Raw genomic sequence first — 18,249 nt, forward strand, 5'->3', positions numbered from 1 at the left:
GGAAACCGCTTCCACAATGGATTTCTAGCAATTAGCCTTTCCAAATTGTAATAAATTGCAAAATTGATGATGAATTGCTGTCAAACCTGCCACTGATTTGCGGCAACAAATTCGTGCAAAAAAGCAGTAAAGCTCGCGGTGGCGGGCGAGGGCGCGCGGGCGCTGCGGCGGTAGACGAAGAAGCGCCGCGTCAGCGCCGGCGCCTCCAGCGAGCGCATTTTCAGGCCATACAGCTGCACCATTTTTTCCGCATACGGCAGGCACACGGTAATGCCCTGGCGCGCGTGGACCATGGCCAGCGCCGTGGTCATGAAGGTGACCTCGTTGTGCGGCCGGAGCGACAGCTCCCGGAAGGAAACGTGCACATCGCGCAACAGCCGTTCGGTGAACTGGCCTTGCAGCGAGATGAAGGGATAGCGGTTGACGTCGCTCCAGGTGATGCGCTTGCGCTGGTCCAGCTCGTGGCCGGGCGGGTAGACCACCACGAACGGCATTTCAAACAGCGGCTGCGCTTCGATTTCGGCGGTGGCGTCGCGTTCCGGGCCGATGCCGAAATCGACCTCGCCGCTGAACACGCGGGCCGAGACCTGTTCCAATGGACAGTCGGTCAGCCGCACCTGCACCTCGGGATGGCGTTCGCGGTAAGCGGCGATCACCTCCGGCAGCAGGGTGCAGGAGAGCATCTGCGGCGCGGCCACCCGCACCGAGCCCTGTTTGAGCGCCTTGCGGCTGGCGATGTCGGCCATGGCGCGGTCGAGGTCGTGCAGCATCTTGTCGAACAGCGGATACAGTTCGCGGCCCAGCTCGGAAAGCTGGGTCTTGCGCGTGGTACGCTCGACCACGCGCATGCCCAGCAGCTGTTCCAGCTCCTTGATCTGGCCGCTGAGCGCCGATTGCGTCACGCTCAGGTGGTCGGCGGCCGCAGTGAAGCTGCCGGTCTTGGCCAGCGCCACCAGGGCGCGCATTTGCCGCAGGCTGGGATTCATGGGAAATTCTGATAAATGACAGGATAAATTCGATTTGCATGATATCTGAATCTGGCATCTAATGCGGACATCAAGATGGAGACAACCATGAAAATCAAACAAATACACCACGTCGCCTACCGCTGCAAAGACGCCAAAGAAACCGTCGAGTGGTACGTCAAACACCTGAACATGGACTTCGTGCTGGCGATCGCCGAAAACGAAGTGCCATCCACCAAGGCGCCGGACCCGTACATGCACGTGTTCCTGGACGCCGGCCACGGCAACGTGCTGGCCTTCTTCGAACTGCCGACGCAGCCGGAGATGGGGCGCGACCAGAACACGCCGGCCTGGGTGCAGCACCTGGCGATGGAGGTCGACACCATGGACGAGCTGATCGCCGCCAAGGAACGCCTGGTCGCCGCCGGCATCGACGTCATCGGCCCGGTCAACCACACCATCTTCAAGTCGATCTACTTCTTCGATCCGAACGGCCATCGACTGGAACTGGCGTGCAACACCGCCACCCAGGACATGATGCAGAAGCTGGACGCGGTCAAGTGGGACATGCTGGAGGAATGGTCGCAGACCAAGAAAGCGCCGAAGCACGCGGCCTGGATGCACGCGCCGGCCGGAGACCACGAATGAAGCTCGCCACCCTGAAAGACGGCAGCCGCGACGGCCGCCTGGTGGTGGTCAGCCGCGACCTGTCGCACTACCAGCATGTGCCGAAAATCGCGGCCACCATGCAGCACGCGCTGGACAACTGGGAACTGGTGGCGCCGCGCCTGCAACAGGTCTACGCCGCGCTGAACGCCGGCGATGCCGTCGACGCCAAGCCCTTCGACCAACAATACTGCCACTCGCCGCTGCCGCGCGCCTACCAATGGGCGGACGGATCGGCCTACATCAACCACGTCGAGCTGGTGCGCAAGGCGCGCAATGCCGAGGTGCCGGCTTCGTTCTACACCGATCCGCTGATGTACCAGGGCGGCTCGGATAGTTTCGTCGGCCCGCGCGATGCGATCTACGCGCTGTCGGAAGCGTGGGGCATCGACCTGGAAGCGGAAGTGGCTGTCATCACCGGCGACGTGCGCATGGGCGCCACGCCTGCCGATGCGGCGGGAGCGATCCGCCTGGTCATGCTGGTCAATGACGTCTCGCTGCGCAACCTGATTCCGAACGAGTTGGCGAAAGGCTTCGGCTTCTTCCAGTCCAAGCCGGCCAGCGCGTTTTCGCCGGTGGCGGTCACGCCGGACGAGCTGGGCGCGCACTGGGCCGACAGCAAGCTGCATCTGCCGCTACTGGTCGACCTGAACCGCCAGCCGTTCGGCAAGCCGAATGCCGGCGAGGACATGACCTTCAATTTCGCCCAGCTCGTGGCGCATGCGGCCGGCACGCGCGAGCTGGCGGCCGGCACCATCATCGGGTCCGGCACGGTGTCGAACAAGCAGGGCAATCTGCACGGATCGAGCATCTCCAATGGCGGCGTCGGCTATTGCTGCCTGGCGGAGGTGCGCATGTACGAAACCATCGAAACCGGCAAGCCACAAACGGCCTTCCTGAAATTCGGCGACACCGTGCGCATCGAGATGAAGGATGATGCCGGCAACAGCATCTTCGGCGCCATCGAGCAGACCGTCACGCACTACGAGGAGCGCGGCTGATGAAGCTCTACACTTATTTCCGCAGCTCCGCCGCCTACCGCGTGCGTATCGCGCTCAACCTGAAGGGCATTGGTTACGACACGGCGCCGGTACACCTGCTGCGCAATGGCGGCGAGCAATTGAGCGACGCCTACCGCGCCGTCAATCCAGCCATGTTGCTGCCGGCGCTGGAGGATGACGGCAATGTGATCGGCCAATCGCTGGCCATCATCGAATACCTGGAAGAGACGCAGCCGCAAACGCCGCTGTTACCGGCCGATCCTGCCAGCCGCGCCCGGGTGCGTGCGCTGGCGCTGACGGTGGCGGCGGATACCCATCCGCTCGGCAATCTGCGCGTGCTGAAATACCTGACCGGCGAATTGAAGGTGAGCGACGACGTCAAGCTGACGTGGCAGCAGCACTGGCTGCGCACCGGCCTGTCCGCGCTGGAAGCGTTGCTGGCCGGCGATCCGCGCACCGGCCGCTACAGCCATGGCGACACGCCGACGCTGGCTGATTGCTGCCTGGTGCCGCAAGTGTTCAGCGCCCAGCGCTTCGGCGTCGACATGGCGCCGTATCCGACCATCATGCGCATCCACGCCGCCTGCGCCGAACTGCCAGCTTTCCAGCAAGCACATCCCGCGCAGCAGCCGGACGCCGAATAGCCCGCCGTCATTCCCGCCTGCGCGGGAATGACGAGGGTGGTCGGTGCGGTGAGGCACATACCGGGGTGGAGTGCTGTGCGAGTATGCAAGCTTCCGCACCACGCAGAACACACCATGACTTCCGCCGACTCGCAGGCTCTGCTGCATAAATTGCAAAAAGACTCGTTTGATTACTTTCTCAACGAGGTCAATCCGCTCAACGGCCTGATCCGCGACAAGACCGCCGATGACTGGCCCGCCAGCATCGCCGCCGTCGGCATGGCGCTGACGGTCTATCCCATCGGCGTCGAACGCGGCTGCATGGCGCGGGCAGACGCCATCGCCCGCACCCTGGCCACGCTGCGTTTCTTCGCCGCCAGCGAACAGAGCGACGCACCGACCGCCACCGGCTACAAGGGCTTCTACTACCACTTCCTCGACATGAACCGTGGCCAGCGCGCGATGGACTGCGAACTGTCCAGCATCGACACCGCCTTGCTGATCGCCGGCATGCTCACCGCCGCCGGCTATTTCAGCGCCGACACGCCCGAGGAAGCCGAGATCCGCGAACTGGCCGACATGCTGTACCGCCGCGTCGACTGGCAATGGATGCGCGGCCGCAAGCGCCTGATGTGCCACGGCTGGAAGCCAGGCAAAGGCTTCCTGTGCTGGTATTGGGAAGGCTACGACGAAGCCCTGATCCTGTATGTGCTGGCGCTCGGTTCGCCCACCTTCCCGATCGAGCGCGACAGCTACGACGCCTGGGCCAGCACCTATGAATGGAAATCGGTCTACGGCATCGACTATCTGTACGCCGGGCCGCTGTTCATTCACCAGATGTCGCATATCTGGCTGGACCTGCGCGGCATCCGCGACGACTTCATGCGCGCGCACGATCTCGATTATTTCGAGAACAGCCGCCGCGCCACGCACGTGCAGCAGCGCTACGCGATTGAAAATCCGCTCGGCTTTCCCGAGTACGGCGAGCTGTGCTGGGGCATCACGGCCAGCGACGGTCCCGGCCCCGCCAATCGCAAGATCGACGGCGTGCAGCGCAAGTTCTATGATTACGTGGGACGCGGCGCACCATACGGTCCGGACGACGGCACGCTGGCGCCATGGGCGGTGGCAGCCTCGCTGCCGTTCGCGCCGGAGATCGTGTTGCCCAGCATCGAGCACTACCAGGGGCTGCATCTGTGCGAGCAGAACCAGTATGGCTTCAAGGCTTCGTTCTCAACGGTGTTTCATCATGGCAGGGGAGGCCGGCGCTGGGTGTCGCCTTACCACTTCGGTATCAACGAAGGGCCGACCGTCATCATGGTGGAGAATCATCTGCACGATTTCCCCTGGCGGCTGATGCGCCAGAACACCGCGCTGCAAAACGGCCTGCGCCGCGCGGGCTTTGCCGGCGGCTGGCTGGATACTTAGCGCAGCATGGCCTGACGCGCCATCGCCAGCGCGGTTTCCTGCGCCAGTGCCGAGGTGGTTATGCGATCCGGCTGCACGCCCATGCCTTCCCAGTTGGCGCGGGTGATCACGTTGCTGGCGCGCGTGATGGCGATCGAGGTTTGCAGCTGGCGCGAAATGCGCTGCTTGGCGCCGACCCGCGCATCGCCCAGCGTCGGTGCGCCGACCACCACCGCACGCTTCACATACTGCTGCAAATCGTAGGCGAAGGCCTCTGCCGCGTCGCTGGTGCGCTCGTTGACCAGCACGTACAGCGGTTTGCGGCCGCCGAAACGCCTGCCCGCCACGTCCGCCGTGGTCCAGAACTCGGCCACCACCTTGCCGTTGCGGTCGATCTGGTCGTGCAGGTGCAGCTGCTTGTCGGGGATGAGGTAGCTGCGGCGGTCGGACAGCACATAGCTCGACAGCAGCGCCGCCATGGCCTGGCCGTCGCCGCCGGCATCGCGCACGTCGATGATCAGGGCAGGGCAGTCGGCCGCCTGCGACATGAAGCGGCCCGCTGCCTCGATAGCGGCGCGGTCCAGCGGCGCAAAGCGGGTGATCTTCAGGTAGCCGACGTTGTCGGCCAGGGTTTCAAAACGGCGCAGGCCGAAGTTGTCGGCCGACTGTACTGGCGGTGCGGGACGCTGGCGCTCGTTGCCCAGGTCGTAGGGCACCCATTCCAGGTAGGTATGCCGGTCCGGCGAGATGGCGGCCACGTCGCGCGTGACGCGCGCGGCCAGCCCACGCGCCGTCAGCTGGTCGTCGTACTCGCCGCGCGCCAGGCGCTGGCGCAGGTCGTCCGCCGCCGCCTTGGCGCGGGCCGGATCGACGTGCAGCTCGGTGAGCCGCCGCGCGTATTCGTTGACGATATGGGCGCGTGTCGGCGCGTCCAGCGCTTCATCGAGCACCGGCGGCGCGGCGGTCTGCGCGCCGGCGCCGGTCATCAGCAACAGCACAGCAGCGGCAATCCAGCTTTTACGGCCCATTTATTCCTCAAAGTGAATCATTTATTTGAAAATTATATCAACACTTTCCCCTCGGAAAATGCCTCTGGCGGTGCGGGGCGCGTTACAATCTCACCTTTCCCCGAAAGCTATTTCTTCATGACGATTCCAAGCACCATCCTGGAGGCGCTGCAACGCGCCGATGTTTCCTGGCGCCCACTGCTGATCCAGGGGCTGGAAGCCATGATGAAGGCCACGCCCGACTACCTGCCGCAACTGGCGGCCGACCAGTACCTGCCGACCGAACAGCGTCTGTTCGCCGCGTTCGCACTGCCGCTCAAAAAGGTGAAGTATGTACTGGTGGGCGAAGGACCATATCCGCGAGCAGAGAGCGCCACCGGCGTCTGTTTCATGGATGGGGCGGTTGGCAGCCTGTGGTCGTCGGACGTAGGGGGCGGCTTGTCCAAGCCGGTCAACAAGGCGACCTCGCTGCGCAACTTCATGAAGATGCTGCTGGTGGCGGACGGTCAGTTGCAACTGGACAACACCGCCGGCGAGGCCATGGCGGCGGTCTCGGCTCAGGCGCGCAGCGGCGCCGGCAGCCATATCCTGACCCTGGCCGACATGCAGCACAAGCTGACCGAGCAGGGCTTTCTGTTGCTGAACGCCTCGCTGGTGTTCCGCAGCCATGTGCCGCCGGTCAAGGATGCCAAGGCCTGGCTGCCGTTCTTCGAGACGGTGATGGCCGGCCTGGCCGGGCAGGCGGAACAGGTGCCGACGATGGTGCTATGGGGGAAAATCGCTGAACTGCTGAGTAAGTTGTCTGTAATGAAAGATTTCCCGCAGATCGCTGCCGAGCATCCCTACAACCTGAGTTTCATCGGCAATCCGGCCATGCATCAGCTGTTCCGGCCGATGCAGCTGCTCAAGGGCTGAAACCGAGGGACGGCCAGCAAGCTTTATTAAAGTTTGGTATACTTGACTAATTCGATCAACTAATCAGGCTTTGTGATTAGTGACAAGGGTCGATATTTTAACCCAACCGAGGTAGTGATGCGTCTGACCACCAAAGGCCGTTTTGCTGTGACTGCGATGATTGATTTGGCGTTGCGCCAAGGCAAGGGCCCAGTCACGCTGTCCGGCATCAGCCAGCGTCAGGCGATTTCGCTGTCTTACCTGGAGCAGCTGTTCGGCAAGCTGCGCCGCCACGAGATCGTTGAATCGATCCGCGGTCCCGGCGGCGGCTACAGTCTGGCGCGCCGCGCCGACAAGGTCACCGTCGCCGACATCATCATCGCTGTCGATGAGCCGCTGGACGCAACCCAGTGCGGCGGCAAGGAAAACTGTCACGGCGCTGACGCTGCCAGCGGCGTGCGCTGCATGACCCACGAACTGTGGGCCACGCTGAACGAAAAGATGGTTGATTATCTGGATTCCGTATCGCTGCAGGATCTGGTCGATCAACAAAAGCAGAAGGATGCGGCGCAAAACGTGGTGCACATGCACCGCAACGGCAACCACGCCGCGCTGTAAGCCCCTGCACATACGGATAGATAACGGAGTAACCAGATGAACGCCCCAGAAAAAAACATCGCTGACGTGAAATTCCAGACCGCGCCGCATTTCCCGATCTACATGGACTATTCGGCCACCACGCCGATCGATCCACGCGTCGCCGATGCGATGATTCCGTACCTGCGCGAGCAGTTCGGCAATCCGGCATCGCGCAGCCACATGTACGGCTGGACCGCGGAAAAAGCGGTGGAAGAGGCGCGCGCCAACGTCGCCGCCCTGGTCAACGCCGACCCGCGCGAAATCATCTGGACCTCCGGCGCCACCGAATCGAACAACCTGGCCATCAAGGGCGCGGCGCAGTTCTACAAAACCAAGGGCAAGCACATCATCACCGTGAAAACCGAGCACAAAGCCGTGCTGGACACCGTGCGTGAGCTGGAGCGCCAAGGCTTTGAAGCGACCTATCTGGAACCGCAGGACAACGGCCTGATCACCATCGAGCAGCTGACCGCCGCCATCCGCCCGGACACCATCCTGATCTCGGTCATGCTGGTCAACAACGAGATCGGCGTGATCCAGCCGATCGACCAGATCGGCGAACTGTGCCGCTCGAAAGGCATCATCTTCCACTGCGACGCCGCGCAAGCGACCGGCAAGGTGGTCATCGACCTGCAAAAAACCAAGGTCGACCTGATGACCTTCACCGCACACAAAACCTACGGCCCGAAAGGCGTGGGCGCGCTGTACGTCTGCCGCAAGCCGCGCGTGCGCATCGAAGCGCAAATGCACGGCGGTGGCCACGAGCGCGGCCTGCGTTCGGGCACGCTGCCGACCCACCAGATCGTCGGCATGGGCGAAGCCTTCCGCCTGGCGAAAGTGGAAATGGACACCGAAATCGCCCGCATCAAGGCGCTGCGCGACCGTCTGGCCAAGGGCCTGCAGGAAATCGAAGAAACGTACATCAACGGCGACATGGAACACCGCGTGCCGCACAACCTGAACGTCAGCTTCAACTACGTCGAGGGCGAATCGCTGATCATGGCCGTGAAAGACCTGGCCGTGTCGTCGGGTTCGGCTTGTACTTCGGCCTCGCTGGAACCATCTTATGTATTGCGCGCGCTGGGTCGTAGCGACGAACTGGCGCACAGCTCGATCCGTTTCACCATCGGCCGCTTCACCACCGAAGCCGATATCGATTTCGCGATCGATCTGATGAAGTCCAAGGTACACAAACTGCGTGAACTGTCGCCGCTGTGGGATATGTTCAAAGATGGCGTCGATATCAATTCGATCCAATGGGCAGCCCACTAATATTGTAGAAATAGGAGCATCAAAATGGCTTACTCGGAAAAAGTGTTGGACCACTACGAAAATCCACGCAACGTCGGCGCCTTCGAAAAGGGCGATGACTCGGTCGGTACCGGCATGGTCGGCGCACCAGCCTGCGGCGACGTCATGAAACTGCAAATCAAGGTCGGCGCCGATGGCCTGATCGAAGATGCGAAGTTCAAGACCTACGGCTGCGGCTCGGCGATCGCTTCGAGCTCGCTGGTGACCGAATGGGTCAAGGGCAAGACCCTGGACCAGGCACTGGCCATCAAGAACACCCAGATCGCGGAAGAACTGGCGCTGCCGCCAGTGAAGATCCACTGCTCGATCCTGGCGGAAGACGCCATCAAGGCTGCCGTTCTGGACTACCAGAACAAGCACGCCACCGTAGCAGCGTAATTACGACACGACGCCCCGGCACGCCGGGGCGCGGGAGAATCAAATGGCAATCACCCTGACCGAAAAAGCAGCGAAACACATCAACCGCTACATCGAGCGCCGCGGCAAGGGCATCGGTCTGCGCTTCGGCGTGCGCACCACCGGTTGCTCGGGCATGGCCTACAAGCTGGAATACGTGGACGACGTGACCGACGAAGACAGCGTCTTCGAATCGCACGGCGTGAAGGTGTTCGTCGACCCGAAAAGCCTGCCGTACATCGACGGCACGGAACTGGACTTCGCGCGCGAAGGCCTGAACGAAGGCTTCAAGTTCAACAACCCGAACGAAAAAGACGCTTGCGGTTGCGGTGAAAGCTTCCGCGTCTAAGCCGTCATGCAGAACCACTTTGAGCTATTCAACCTGCCGCAGCAGTTTGCCGTAGACGCGGGAGCGCTGGATAGCGCTTACCGCGACGTGCAAAGCCGCGTCCATCCCGACAAATTCGTCAACGCCACCGACGCCGAAAAGCGCGTCGCCATGCAGTGGGCCACCCGCGCCAACGAAGCCTATCAGACCCTGAAAAATCCGCAGAAGCGCGCGCAATACATGTGCGAGCTGGCTGGCGTCGATTTGCAGACCGAGTCGAACACTTCGATGCCGATGGCCTTCCTGATGCAGCAGATGGAGTGGCGCGAAGAGCTGGGCGACGCCCGCGCCGGCAAGGACAGCGACGCGCTGGAATCGCTCGACAAGCAGCTGCGCACCGCGCGCAAGGAGCAGCTGGCGCAGATCGAACAGCAGATCAACGCCGCCGATTTCGCCGCCGCCGCACAAGGCGTGCGCGCGCTGATGTTCCTCGAAAAATTCGGCGAAGAAGTCCGCTTCGCCTTTGAAGCAATCGAAGCCTGATGCGTGCGCGCCGACCGCGCGCACTTCCAGGCAATATAAAAATACAGGTCTCGTCCCATGGCACTTCTGCAAATTTCCGAACCAGGCATGTCCACCGCACCGCACCAGCATCGACTGGCGGTGGGGATAGATCTGGGCACCACCAATTCGCTGGTGGCGACTGTGCGCAACAGCATTCCAGAAGTGCTGAACGATGAGGACGGCCGCGCGCTGCTGCCGTCCGTGGTGCGCTATCTGCCCAACGGTCACGCCAACATCGGCTTCAAGGCGCAGGCTGCGCAGACCACCGATCCGAAGAACACCATCGTCTCCGTGAAGCGTTTCATGGGGCGCGGTCTGGCCGATATCGCCTACGCGGAAAACCTGCCTTATGATTTCCAGGACACGCCCGGCATGGTGCAGCTGAAGACTGTCGCCGGCGTGAAAAGCCCGGTGGAAGTGTCGGCGCAGATCCTGGCCACGCTGCGCCAGCGCGCCGAGGATTCGCTGGGCGACGATCTGGTGGGCGCGGTGATCACCGTGCCGGCCTACTTCGACGACGCGCAGCGCCAGGCGACCAAGGACGCGGCCCAACTGGCCGGCCTGAACGTGCTGCGCCTGCTGAGCGAGCCGACCGCCGCCGCCATCGCCTACGGCCTGGATAACGCGTCGGAAGGCATCTACGCGGTCTACGATCTGGGCGGCGGCACCTTCGATATCTCGATTCTGAAACTGAGCAAGGGCGTGTTCGAAGTGCTGGCCACCGGCGGCGATTCCGCGCTGGGTGGCGACGATTTCGATCACCGCCTGTTCTGCCATATTCACCAGCAGGAAAAGCTGGCGCCGCTGTCGGACGAAGACACCGCCGTGCTGATGGTGAAGTCGCGCGAAGCCAAGGAGCTGCTGTCCACCAAGGACGAAGTGACAGTGGACGCCGCGCTGAAGTCGGGCGAGCAGGTACACCTGACCGTCACCGCCGATACCTTCCAGGAGATTACCAAGCACCTGATCGACAAGACCATGAAGGCCATCAAGAAGGCTCTGCGCGACGCCAATGTCGATGCGGATGATGTCGATGGCGTGGTCATGGTCGGCGGCGCCACGCGCATGCCGCACGTGCACCGCGCGGTGAGCGAATACTTCCACACCACGCCGCACGCGAATATCGATCCGGACAAGGTGGTGGCGCTCGGCGCGGCCGTGCAGGCCAATCTGCTGGCCGGCAACCGCGCCGCCGGCGACGACTGGCTGCTGCTGGACGTGATTCCGCTGTCGCTGGGTATCGAGACCATGGGCGGTCTGGTGGAGAAGATCATTCCACGCAACTCGACCATTCCTTGCGCCCGCGCGCAGGAGTTCACCACCTTTAAAGACGGCCAGACCGCGCTGGCGGTGCACGTGCTGCAAGGCGAGCGTGAGCTGGTCGCTGACTGCCGTTCGCTGGCGCGCTTCGAGCTGCGCGGCATTCCGCCGATGGCTGCTGGCGCGGCGCGCATCCGCATCACCTACCAGGTGGATGCGGACGGCTTGCTGTCGGTGTCGGCGCGCGAGCTGCGTTCGGGCGTTGAAGCTTCGATCACCGTCAAGCCGTCGTATGGTCTGGGCGATGACGATGTGGCGCGCATGCTGCAAGAGTCGCACACGTCGGCCGATGTCGACATGAAGGCGCGCGCGCTGCGTGAAGAGCAGGTGGAAGCGGAACGCATCCTGTTGGCGACGCAAGCGGCGCTGGATGAGGATGCGGGCCTGCTGTCGGCGGAAGAACGCGTGGCGGTGGATGCGCTGATGGCGAGCACGCGCGACATCGTGGCGCAGTCGCAGACCGGCGCGGTGGACCACCAGGCGGTGAAGGCAGCCGTCGAAGCGCTGGCTCACGGCACCGAAGAATTCGCATCGCGCCGCATGGACCGCAGCGTGCGCAGCGCGCTGGCCGGCAAGGCGCTGGATCAAGTAGTCTGATTATTAGAAAAGAGCTTTCACATGCCACAAATCGTATTCCTGCCTCACCCGAAACTGTGCCCGGACGGCGCCGTCGTTGACGCGCCTGCCGGCAAAACCCTGTGCGACGTCATGCTCGACAATGACATCCACATCGAGCACGCCTGCGAGAAATCCTGCGCCTGCACCACCTGCCACGTGCTGGTGCGCGAGGGCTTCAATTCGCTGAACGAAGCCAGCGAAACCGAAGAAGACCTGCTGGACAAAGCCTGGGGCCTGGAAGCCGTGTCGCGCCTGTCGTGCCAGGCCGTGGTGGCGGAAGAAGACCTGGTCATCGAAATTCCAAAGTACACCATCAACCACGCCAGCGAAGGCGGACACTGATATGAAGTGGACTGACATCACCGCGATTGCGGAAGCGCTGTACGACAAGTATCCGGACATCGATCCGCTTACCATCCGCTTCACCGATCTGCACAACTGGATCGTCGAACTCGAAGAGTTTGACGACGACCACACGCGCGGCGGTGAGAAAGTCCTCGAAGCAGTTCAACAGGCGTGGATCGATGAAGCAGCCTAAGAAACCCGTACCAAAGATCGGCGCCACCGTCACCAGCGCCGACAACATGCCGGAAATCCGCGAAGGCCAGACCGTGGCCCTGCTGCAGGAACTGCACATCCTCACGCGCGACGGCAAGATGAACCAGGACAGCCGCCGCAAGCTGAAACAGGTCTACCATCTGTACCAGTTCATCGAACCGCTGCTCAAGCAGGTGCTGGGCGAGAAGGACAATGTGTCGCTGGTCGACCACGGCGCCGGCAAGTCCTACCTCGGCTTCATCATTTACGACCTGTTCTTCAAGGCGCTGCAAAACGACTCGCACATCTACGGCATCGAGACCCGTGAAGAGCTGGTCGCGCGCTCGCAGGAACTGGCCAAGCAGTTCAACTTCCCCGGCATGTCCTTCCTGCCGCTGTCGGTGGCCGAGTCCACCGAATCTAAGCTGCTGCCGGAGCAGATCGACGTCGTCACCGCGCTCCACGCCTGCAACACGGCGACCGATGACGCCATCCAGTTCGCGCTGAAGAAAAAGGCCAAGCACATCGTGCTGGTGCCGTGCTGCCAGGCCGAAGTGGCTTCGGTCCTGAAGAAAAACAAAGGCCAGTCGCTGGGCAAATCCGCGCTGACCGAAATCTGGCGTCATCCGATTCACACCCGCGAATTCGGCAGCCAGATCACCAACGTGCTGCGCTGCCTGCAGCTGGAAGCGCATGGCTACGACGTCACCGTGACCGAACTGGTAGGCTGGGAACATTCGATGAAGAATGAACTGATCATCGCCACCTACAAGAACCTGCCGCGCAAGCGTCCAGCCGAACGCCTGAAAGAAGTGCTGGATACCGTCGGCCTGCAAGAGATGAACACCCGTTTCTTTAGCGAAGAGGTAGCGTAAATGGAGCAATGGCTCGACCTGCGCAGTGACACCGTCACGCGCCCCAGCGCCGCCATGCGCGCTGCAATGAACGCGGCCGAAGTCGGCGACGACGTCTATGGCGACGACCCGACCGTCAACCGCCTGCAGGAATACGCGGCCGACTTGTTCGGCTTTGAAGACGCGGTGTTCGCGCCATCCGGCACGCAGAGTAATCTGCTTGCGCTGCTGGCGCATTGCGGCCGGGGCGACGAATACCTGGTCGGCCAGGAGGCGCACACCTACCGCTACGAAGGCGGCGGCGCCGCGGTGCTGGGCAGTATCCAGCCGCAGCCGATCATCAATCAGACCGACGGCAGCATCGCGCTGGCCGACATCGAGTCCTACATCAAGCCGGACGATTTCCATTTCGCGCGCACCAAACTGCTGGCGCTGGAAAACACCATCAACGGCCGCGTGCTGCCGATGGACTACGTGCAGCAGGCGACGGCGCTGGCGCATCAACGCGGCCTGGCGACCCACCTCGACGGCGCGCGCGTCTGCAATGCCGCCGTCAAGCTGGGCGTGAGCCCGCGCGAGATCGTTAAGGGCTTTGATTCCGTGTCGGTGTGCCTGTCCAAAGGCCTCGGCGCGCCGGTCGGCTCGGTCCTGCTGGGCACCAAGCCGTTGATCAAGGAAGCCAAGCGCTGGCGTAAGATGCTGGGCGGCGGCATGCGCCAGGCTGGCGTCATCGCGGCCGGCGGCCTGTACGCGCTGGAGCACAACATCCCGCGCCTGGCGGAAGATCATGACAACGCCGCCTACTTCGCCGGTGAGCTGGCGAAGATGAAGGGCCTGAAAGTCAGCACGCCGCAGACCAACATCTTCTACGTCGACATCCCGCAATTTGTTCAGCAAGGTTTGAGCGACGTACTGGAACTGACGCGCATCCGCGTCTCCATGTCGTCGCGCCTGCGCATCGTCACCCACATGGACGCCTCGCGCGATGATATCGACCGCGCCATCACCGTCTTTGGAGACTTCTTTGGATAATGACGACAACACCGTTCGCCTGTCCAAGCGCGTAGCGGACGAACGCCCATGCTCGCGCCGCGAGGCGGAGCTGTACATCGAGGGCGGCTTCGTCAGCGTTGACGGCCAATTGGTGGAAGAGGTAGGTGCGCGCGTCGCGCCGCATCAGAAGGTCACCGTCGCGGAAGATGCGACGCTGCTGGAGATCGTGCCGGTCACCATCCTGCTGCACAAGCCAGCAGGCGCCACGCAGCCGCTGCATCTGCTGAACGGCGACACGCTGACGCGCTCCGTGCCAGGCCAGCGCTTCCTCAAGCGCCACATCACCGGCCAGCAGGAGTTGCTGGCGCTGGACGCCAAAGTCAGCGGCCTGGCCGTGTTCACGCAGGACTTCCGCGTCAACCGCAAGCTGACCGATGAAGCGGCGAAGATCGAGCAGGAAATCATCGTTGAAGTCACCGGCCAGATCATCGAAGGCGGCTTGCAGCAGCTGAACCAGATCAACGGCAAAGTGAGCTGGCAGAACGAAACGCGCCTGCGCTTCGCCATCAAGAACGCCAAGCCTGGCCTGATCGAAAAGCTGTGCAAGGAAGTCGGCCTGAAAGTGGTGGCCATGAAGCGCATCCGCATCGGACGCATCTCCATGGCCAGCCTGCCGTCAGGCGAATGGCGCTACCTGCAAAACTACGAGCGCTTTTGATTATTTCGCGGCGGCGCCAGCCGTCTGCGACAGAATGAAGGCATAGGTATCCGCAGCTTCCGCATCCTGCTGCGCGCGGGTTGAACCCATGCCGTGGCCCGCATCAAAATCCACCCGCAGCAGCACCGGCTTGCCGCTGGCGGTTGCCGCCTGCAGGCGCGCCGCCATCTTTGCTGGATGGAAGGGCGCCACGCGCGGATCGGTCACACCGGTGGTCAGCAGCACCGCCGGATACTTGGTGCCATCCACCACCTGCTGATAGCTGTCGATGCTCTTCAGCGCCTTGAAGCCGGCCGGATCGGCAATCGCACCCCATTCAGGTTCCTCACCGTAGCCGTTCTGCTCCGCCACGTAGCGCAGCGGATTGTGCCAGCCCACGCCGGAGATGACGGCCGCAAACAGGTCCGGACGTTCTTCCAGCGCGCGGCCCATGGTGATGCCGCCGGCCGAACGTCCGCCGATGGTTTGATACGCCGGCGAGGTGTAGCCCTTGGCCTGAATCTCTTCGCACACGGCGATCAAATCGCGCCAGGTATTCGGCTTGTTTTCCAGCTGGCCGGCGCGATGCCATTCGCGGCCAAACTCGCCGCCGCCGCGCACGTTCGCATAACCGACAATCGCGCCTTGATCGACCAATGCCAGCGTGCGACCGGCAAACGCCGGCGAGTAAGCCGCCGCGCCATAGCTGCCGTAAGCAGAGATGAAGGCAGGATTTTTGCCGTCCATCTTCAGGCCTTTTTTGTAGATCAGGCTATACGGAATCCTGGTGCCGTCCTTGGCGGTGGCGAAGCGGCGCTCGGTGGTGTAGGCGCTGGTGTCGATGGCCGGCTTGGGCGTGATGCCGGTATCGGCCAGCTTGCCGTCCGCGCTGACGGACCAGATGCCGGTCGGCTGCAACCAGCCGGACAGAATCACCAGCGCGCCGGGCGCGTCGGCGTCCGCATCGACAGCGCCCAGCGTGCCGTCGAAGGGCAGGGCGATGCTGGCGACCTTGCCGTCCGTGCCGAGGCGCTGCAGCTTGCTGATGCCGCCGTCCATGGCGCGGATGTACAAGCCCTCCTTGGCGCGCGCCAGGCCTTGCAGCACCAGATCCGATTCCGGCGCCACTTCCTGCGCGCTGGCCAGTGCTGGCGCATTGGCCGAGGTTTTCAGCAGGCGTCCACGTGGATGGCCGCGCGTCGACAGCAGGTACAGATCGTCGCCGTGCAGGTCGACGGCGATGACTTCATCGGCGAAGTCGGCCACCAGCTGCCACTTGGCCTTGCCGGCCAGCGCGTCCTTCAATGGCGCGGCGTAGATGCGCTTTTCCTGGCGCACGTCGGATAGCAGCAGCAAGGCGGTGTCGGAGTGCGGGAACACTTCGATGTACGGCGACTGGATTTTTTCATACTGCACGCCGGCGTCCAGACCGCGCTTCATCAGCACCGGATCTTTGGCGGCGTCCGTGCCCACCTTGTGGAAGCGCGCCTGCGCGTCCAGATAACGTTCGGGCGTGTTCACCTTGCCGGTCAGCTGGTTGTAGAAGAAGCCGGAGCTGTCGGCCAGCCAGCTGGGTTCCGCGCTCTCGGTGTTGGCGATGCGTTCTTTCAGCACCGTACCGTTGCGCACGTCCATGATGTAGAGGACCGAGTCTTCGCTGCCGTCTTTCGACAGGCCGTAGGCCAGCTTGCTGCCGTCCGGCGATGGATGCCACCAGTCCAGCGAGACGTGGCTGGTCTTGGTATCGAGCTTGGTCGGATCGACCAGCACGCGGTCCTTGCCGCCTTCGCGCACGAACAGTTTGAAGTTATTGGAGCCGGCGGGGCGCTGCTGGTAGAACAGGCGGGCGCCGGTCTTCTGCACGCGCGCCGGCGCGGCGATGTCGCCGGACAGTTGCTGGATGCGCTTCAGCAGCTCGTCGCGCCTGGGCAGCGTGTCGAGGATGGCGCGGGTGTGGGCGTTCTGTTGTTTGAGGAAGGGCAGCCAGTCCGGATCCTTGTCGTTCTCCATCCAGCGATAGCGGTCGGTGATGGTTTCGCCGAAATAGGTGTCGGTGACAGGGGCGATGCGGGCGACCGGGGCCGGCGGGATGTCGGCGGCAAAGCTGGACGAAACGGCGAGTACAAGCGCCGTCGCGTAGAGGGCTGGTTTCATTTTCTGTCCTTCGTGGCGGAAAGATCCTATTCTGCCACGAAAGGTTAGAAAAATTACACTGGCGCGGTGGCCTTCTTTTTCTTCGGCAGCGGGGGCAGCTGCACCAGGCGCGTGCCGGCCAGCTTGTCGTGCAGGAACTGGCGATCCTTGTCGAGGAAGGCGGTCAGCGACCACAGCAGGATGCCGGCGAAGACCGCGCCCAGCGCCTGCCACTTGTGCAGGTCGAACGCCAGCGCCACCAGCAGCGCCGGCAGCACCCACATCCAGCTGGCCAGGTAGCGCACGGCGGCCGCGCGCGGCGACACCATGCCACCGTCCACGCCCACCAGCTTCATGCGCCAGGTTTTCATAGCCAGCGTCTGGCCATCGCGCGTCCATTGGTGGATGAAGTAGAAGCCCAGTACCAGGAAGGCCAGCGCCTGGCGCATGTGCTCGATCAGCGGCGCGTGACTGGCGTGGGTGGCGATCTCGAAGATCAGGAATGGCAGGAACAGCACGGCAAAGCCAAGCAGCGATTCGTACACCATCGAAATCAGGCGGCGCTTGACGGTCGGGAAGGTGGTGACCAGGTTATTTGACATCGGCAGGCGTGCCTTGCGTAGGCGGTGTGGAGGACGGCGGAATCGGCGTCACGTTGGACGCGTTCGGCAGCGGCGCGTTCGGATCGGCTGGCGGCGTTGCCACCGGCGGCACGACCGGCGCGGCAGGCGGCGCCACCGGCTTGATCGGGGCGGGCGTGGCCATCTTGGCCTGTGCCGGCGTCGGCAGATTGACCACCTGTTTCTTGGTCGCGGCCTTGGCGGCCAGTTGTTTTTTCTGCTCGTCCGAGAGCTGCTGGTACTCTTCCCACGAAATCGACTTCTGCGCCGGATTCAGCTTTTGCGCGCGGGCATAGTTCTGGCGCACCTGGCGGCGTTCTTCCGGCGTCATGCGCACCCATTCGCGCATGCGCTCCTGCACGCGCACCTGTTCGTCGGCCTTCATGTGCGCATAGCGCCTGGCGATGCCCAGCCATTTCTGCTTGCGGACCGGTTCCATCCTGTCCCACTCGCCGGCGAGCGGCTCCAGCGCCTGCTGCTGTGCAGGCGACAGATCCTTCCAGAGTGTTTTTTCAGGGGCGTTGGCGGCGCTCTTGCCGCCCGTGACGGCCGCCACCGGCGCCTTCACCAGCGCCGGCGCGTCCGGCTGGCTGCCCAGCCACGCCGCGCCGCCCAATGCGACCGCCGCCACCGCTGCTCCTGCGCTCCACTTGGCGCGACCGCTCCATGCCATAGG

Annotated in this window: 21 protein-coding genes; 16 read left to right on the forward strand and 5 right to left on the reverse strand. The window is 63.2% G+C overall.

Going from position 1 to position 18,249, the window contains the following annotated elements; all coding sequences use genetic code 11:
• Positions 1-80: 80 nt before the first annotated feature.
• Positions 81-986 (reverse strand): LysR family transcriptional regulator, encoded by a 906-nt coding sequence (locus GJ695_RS06790; protein ID WP_154363183.1) that lies wholly within the window; start codon positions 984-986, stop codon positions 81-83.
• Between the two features lie 87 nt (positions 987-1,073).
• Between GJ695_RS06790 and GJ695_RS06795 the strand changes: the two genes are divergently transcribed.
• The 4 genes from GJ695_RS06795 (at position 1,074) to GJ695_RS06810 (ending at position 4,683) form a co-directional block, all read left to right on the forward strand.
• Positions 1,074-1,613, forward strand: a complete 540-nt coding sequence (locus tag GJ695_RS06795; RefSeq protein WP_154358999.1) for a VOC family protein — start codon at positions 1,074-1,076, stop codon at positions 1,611-1,613.
• Entirely contained in the window at positions 1,610-2,632 is a 1,023-nt protein-coding gene (locus tag GJ695_RS06800) for a fumarylacetoacetate hydrolase family protein (RefSeq protein WP_154363185.1), read from the forward strand. Before GJ695_RS06795 ends, GJ695_RS06800 begins: the two co-directional genes overlap by 4 nt.
• Positions 2,632-3,276 carry a maleylacetoacetate isomerase gene (gene maiA / locus GJ695_RS06805; RefSeq protein ID WP_154363187.1) on the forward strand — a complete coding sequence of 215 codons (645 nt, stop codon included), beginning with the start codon at positions 2,632-2,634 and terminating at the stop codon, positions 3,274-3,276. The genes GJ695_RS06800 and maiA overlap by 1 nt, the downstream gene beginning before the upstream one ends.
• Positions 3,277-3,390: 114 nt before the next feature.
• Positions 3,391-4,683, forward strand: a complete 1,293-nt coding sequence (locus GJ695_RS06810; RefSeq protein ID WP_154363189.1) for a glucoamylase family protein — start codon at positions 3,391-3,393, stop codon at positions 4,681-4,683.
• Here GJ695_RS06810 and GJ695_RS06815 read toward each other — a convergent pair.
• Positions 4,680-5,690, reverse strand: coding sequence for a S41 family peptidase (locus GJ695_RS06815; protein WP_154363191.1), 1,011 nt, complete (start codon positions 5,688-5,690; stop codon positions 4,680-4,682). The genes GJ695_RS06810 and GJ695_RS06815 overlap by 4 nt on opposite strands.
• A gap of 117 nt (positions 5,691-5,807) precedes the next feature.
• On the opposite strand from GJ695_RS06815, the gene GJ695_RS06820 reads away from it, so the two are divergent.
• The 12 genes from GJ695_RS06820 (at position 5,808) to GJ695_RS06875 (ending at position 14,841) form a co-directional block, all read left to right on the forward strand.
• Complete coding sequence (locus tag GJ695_RS06820) at positions 5,808-6,584, forward strand: uracil-DNA glycosylase family protein (RefSeq protein ID WP_154363193.1); 777 nt, start codon at positions 5,808-5,810, stop codon at positions 6,582-6,584.
• A gap of 117 nt (positions 6,585-6,701) precedes the next feature.
• Positions 6,702-7,181, forward strand: coding sequence for a Fe-S cluster assembly transcriptional regulator IscR (gene iscR / locus GJ695_RS06825; RefSeq protein WP_154358993.1), 480 nt, complete (start codon positions 6,702-6,704; stop codon positions 7,179-7,181).
• A 36-nt stretch (positions 7,182-7,217) separates the two neighbouring features.
• Complete coding sequence (locus tag GJ695_RS06830; protein ID WP_154358992.1) at positions 7,218-8,474, forward strand: IscS subfamily cysteine desulfurase; 1,257 nt, start codon at positions 7,218-7,220, stop codon at positions 8,472-8,474.
• 24 nt (positions 8,475-8,498) lie between these two features.
• On the forward strand, positions 8,499-8,891 hold the full coding sequence (gene iscU / locus GJ695_RS06835; RefSeq protein ID WP_154358991.1) for a Fe-S cluster assembly scaffold IscU: 393 nt from the start codon (positions 8,499-8,501) through the stop codon (positions 8,889-8,891).
• A gap of 43 nt (positions 8,892-8,934) precedes the next feature.
• Positions 8,935-9,258 (forward strand): iron-sulfur cluster assembly protein IscA, encoded by a 324-nt coding sequence (gene iscA / locus GJ695_RS06840; RefSeq protein ID WP_154358990.1) that lies wholly within the window; start codon positions 8,935-8,937, stop codon positions 9,256-9,258.
• Positions 9,259-9,264: 6 nt separating this feature from the next.
• Positions 9,265-9,780 carry a Fe-S protein assembly co-chaperone HscB gene (hscB, locus tag GJ695_RS06845; protein ID WP_154358989.1) on the forward strand — a complete coding sequence of 172 codons (516 nt, stop codon included), beginning with the start codon at positions 9,265-9,267 and terminating at the stop codon, positions 9,778-9,780.
• A gap of 57 nt (positions 9,781-9,837) precedes the next feature.
• On the forward strand, positions 9,838-11,718 hold the full coding sequence (hscA, locus tag GJ695_RS06850; RefSeq protein ID WP_154363195.1) for a Fe-S protein assembly chaperone HscA: 1,881 nt from the start codon (positions 9,838-9,840) through the stop codon (positions 11,716-11,718).
• A gap of 21 nt (positions 11,719-11,739) precedes the next feature.
• A complete protein-coding gene (fdx, locus tag GJ695_RS06855) occupies positions 11,740-12,081 on the forward strand; it encodes an ISC system 2Fe-2S type ferredoxin (protein WP_154358987.1) in 342 nt (113 codons plus the stop codon).
• A gap of 1 nt (position 12,082) precedes the next feature.
• On the forward strand, positions 12,083-12,277 hold the full coding sequence (gene iscX / locus GJ695_RS06860) for a Fe-S cluster assembly protein IscX (RefSeq protein ID WP_154363198.1): 195 nt from the start codon (positions 12,083-12,085) through the stop codon (positions 12,275-12,277).
• Positions 12,264-13,151, forward strand: coding sequence for a class I SAM-dependent methyltransferase (locus GJ695_RS06865; RefSeq protein ID WP_154363200.1), 888 nt, complete (start codon positions 12,264-12,266; stop codon positions 13,149-13,151). The genes iscX and GJ695_RS06865 overlap by 14 nt, the downstream gene beginning before the upstream one ends.
• Positions 13,152-14,162: a low-specificity L-threonine aldolase gene (ltaE, locus tag GJ695_RS06870; protein WP_154363202.1), complete on the forward strand. Its 1,011-nt coding sequence runs from the start codon at positions 13,152-13,154 to the stop codon at positions 14,160-14,162.
• On the forward strand, positions 14,116-14,841 hold the full coding sequence (locus GJ695_RS06875) for an RNA pseudouridine synthase (RefSeq protein ID WP_154363204.1): 726 nt from the start codon (positions 14,116-14,118) through the stop codon (positions 14,839-14,841). Before ltaE ends, GJ695_RS06875 begins: the two co-directional genes overlap by 47 nt.
• On the opposite strand, the gene GJ695_RS06880 is transcribed toward GJ695_RS06875, so the two are convergent.
• The 3 genes from GJ695_RS06880 to GJ695_RS06890 are packed head-to-tail and all read right to left on the reverse strand — an operon-like array spanning position 14,842 to position 18,246.
• Positions 14,842-16,974: a prolyl oligopeptidase family serine peptidase gene (locus tag GJ695_RS06880; RefSeq protein ID WP_154363207.1), complete on the reverse strand. Its 2,133-nt coding sequence runs from the start codon at positions 16,972-16,974 to the stop codon at positions 14,842-14,844.
• Positions 16,975-17,027: 53 nt separating this feature from the next.
• Positions 17,028-17,555, reverse strand: coding sequence for an RDD family protein (locus GJ695_RS06885; RefSeq protein ID WP_154363209.1), 528 nt, complete (start codon positions 17,553-17,555; stop codon positions 17,028-17,030).
• Positions 17,545-18,246 carry a DUF3106 domain-containing protein gene (locus GJ695_RS06890; RefSeq protein WP_154363211.1) on the reverse strand — a complete coding sequence of 234 codons (702 nt, stop codon included), beginning with the start codon at positions 18,244-18,246 and terminating at the stop codon, positions 17,545-17,547. Before GJ695_RS06890 ends, GJ695_RS06885 begins: the two co-directional genes overlap by 11 nt.
• Positions 18,247-18,249: the final 3 nt, after the last annotated feature.

The organism is Duganella alba, from assembly GCF_009674495.1.
In the GTDB taxonomy this organism is placed as follows: Bacteria; Pseudomonadota; Gammaproteobacteria; order Burkholderiales; family Burkholderiaceae_D; genus Rugamonas; species Rugamonas alba.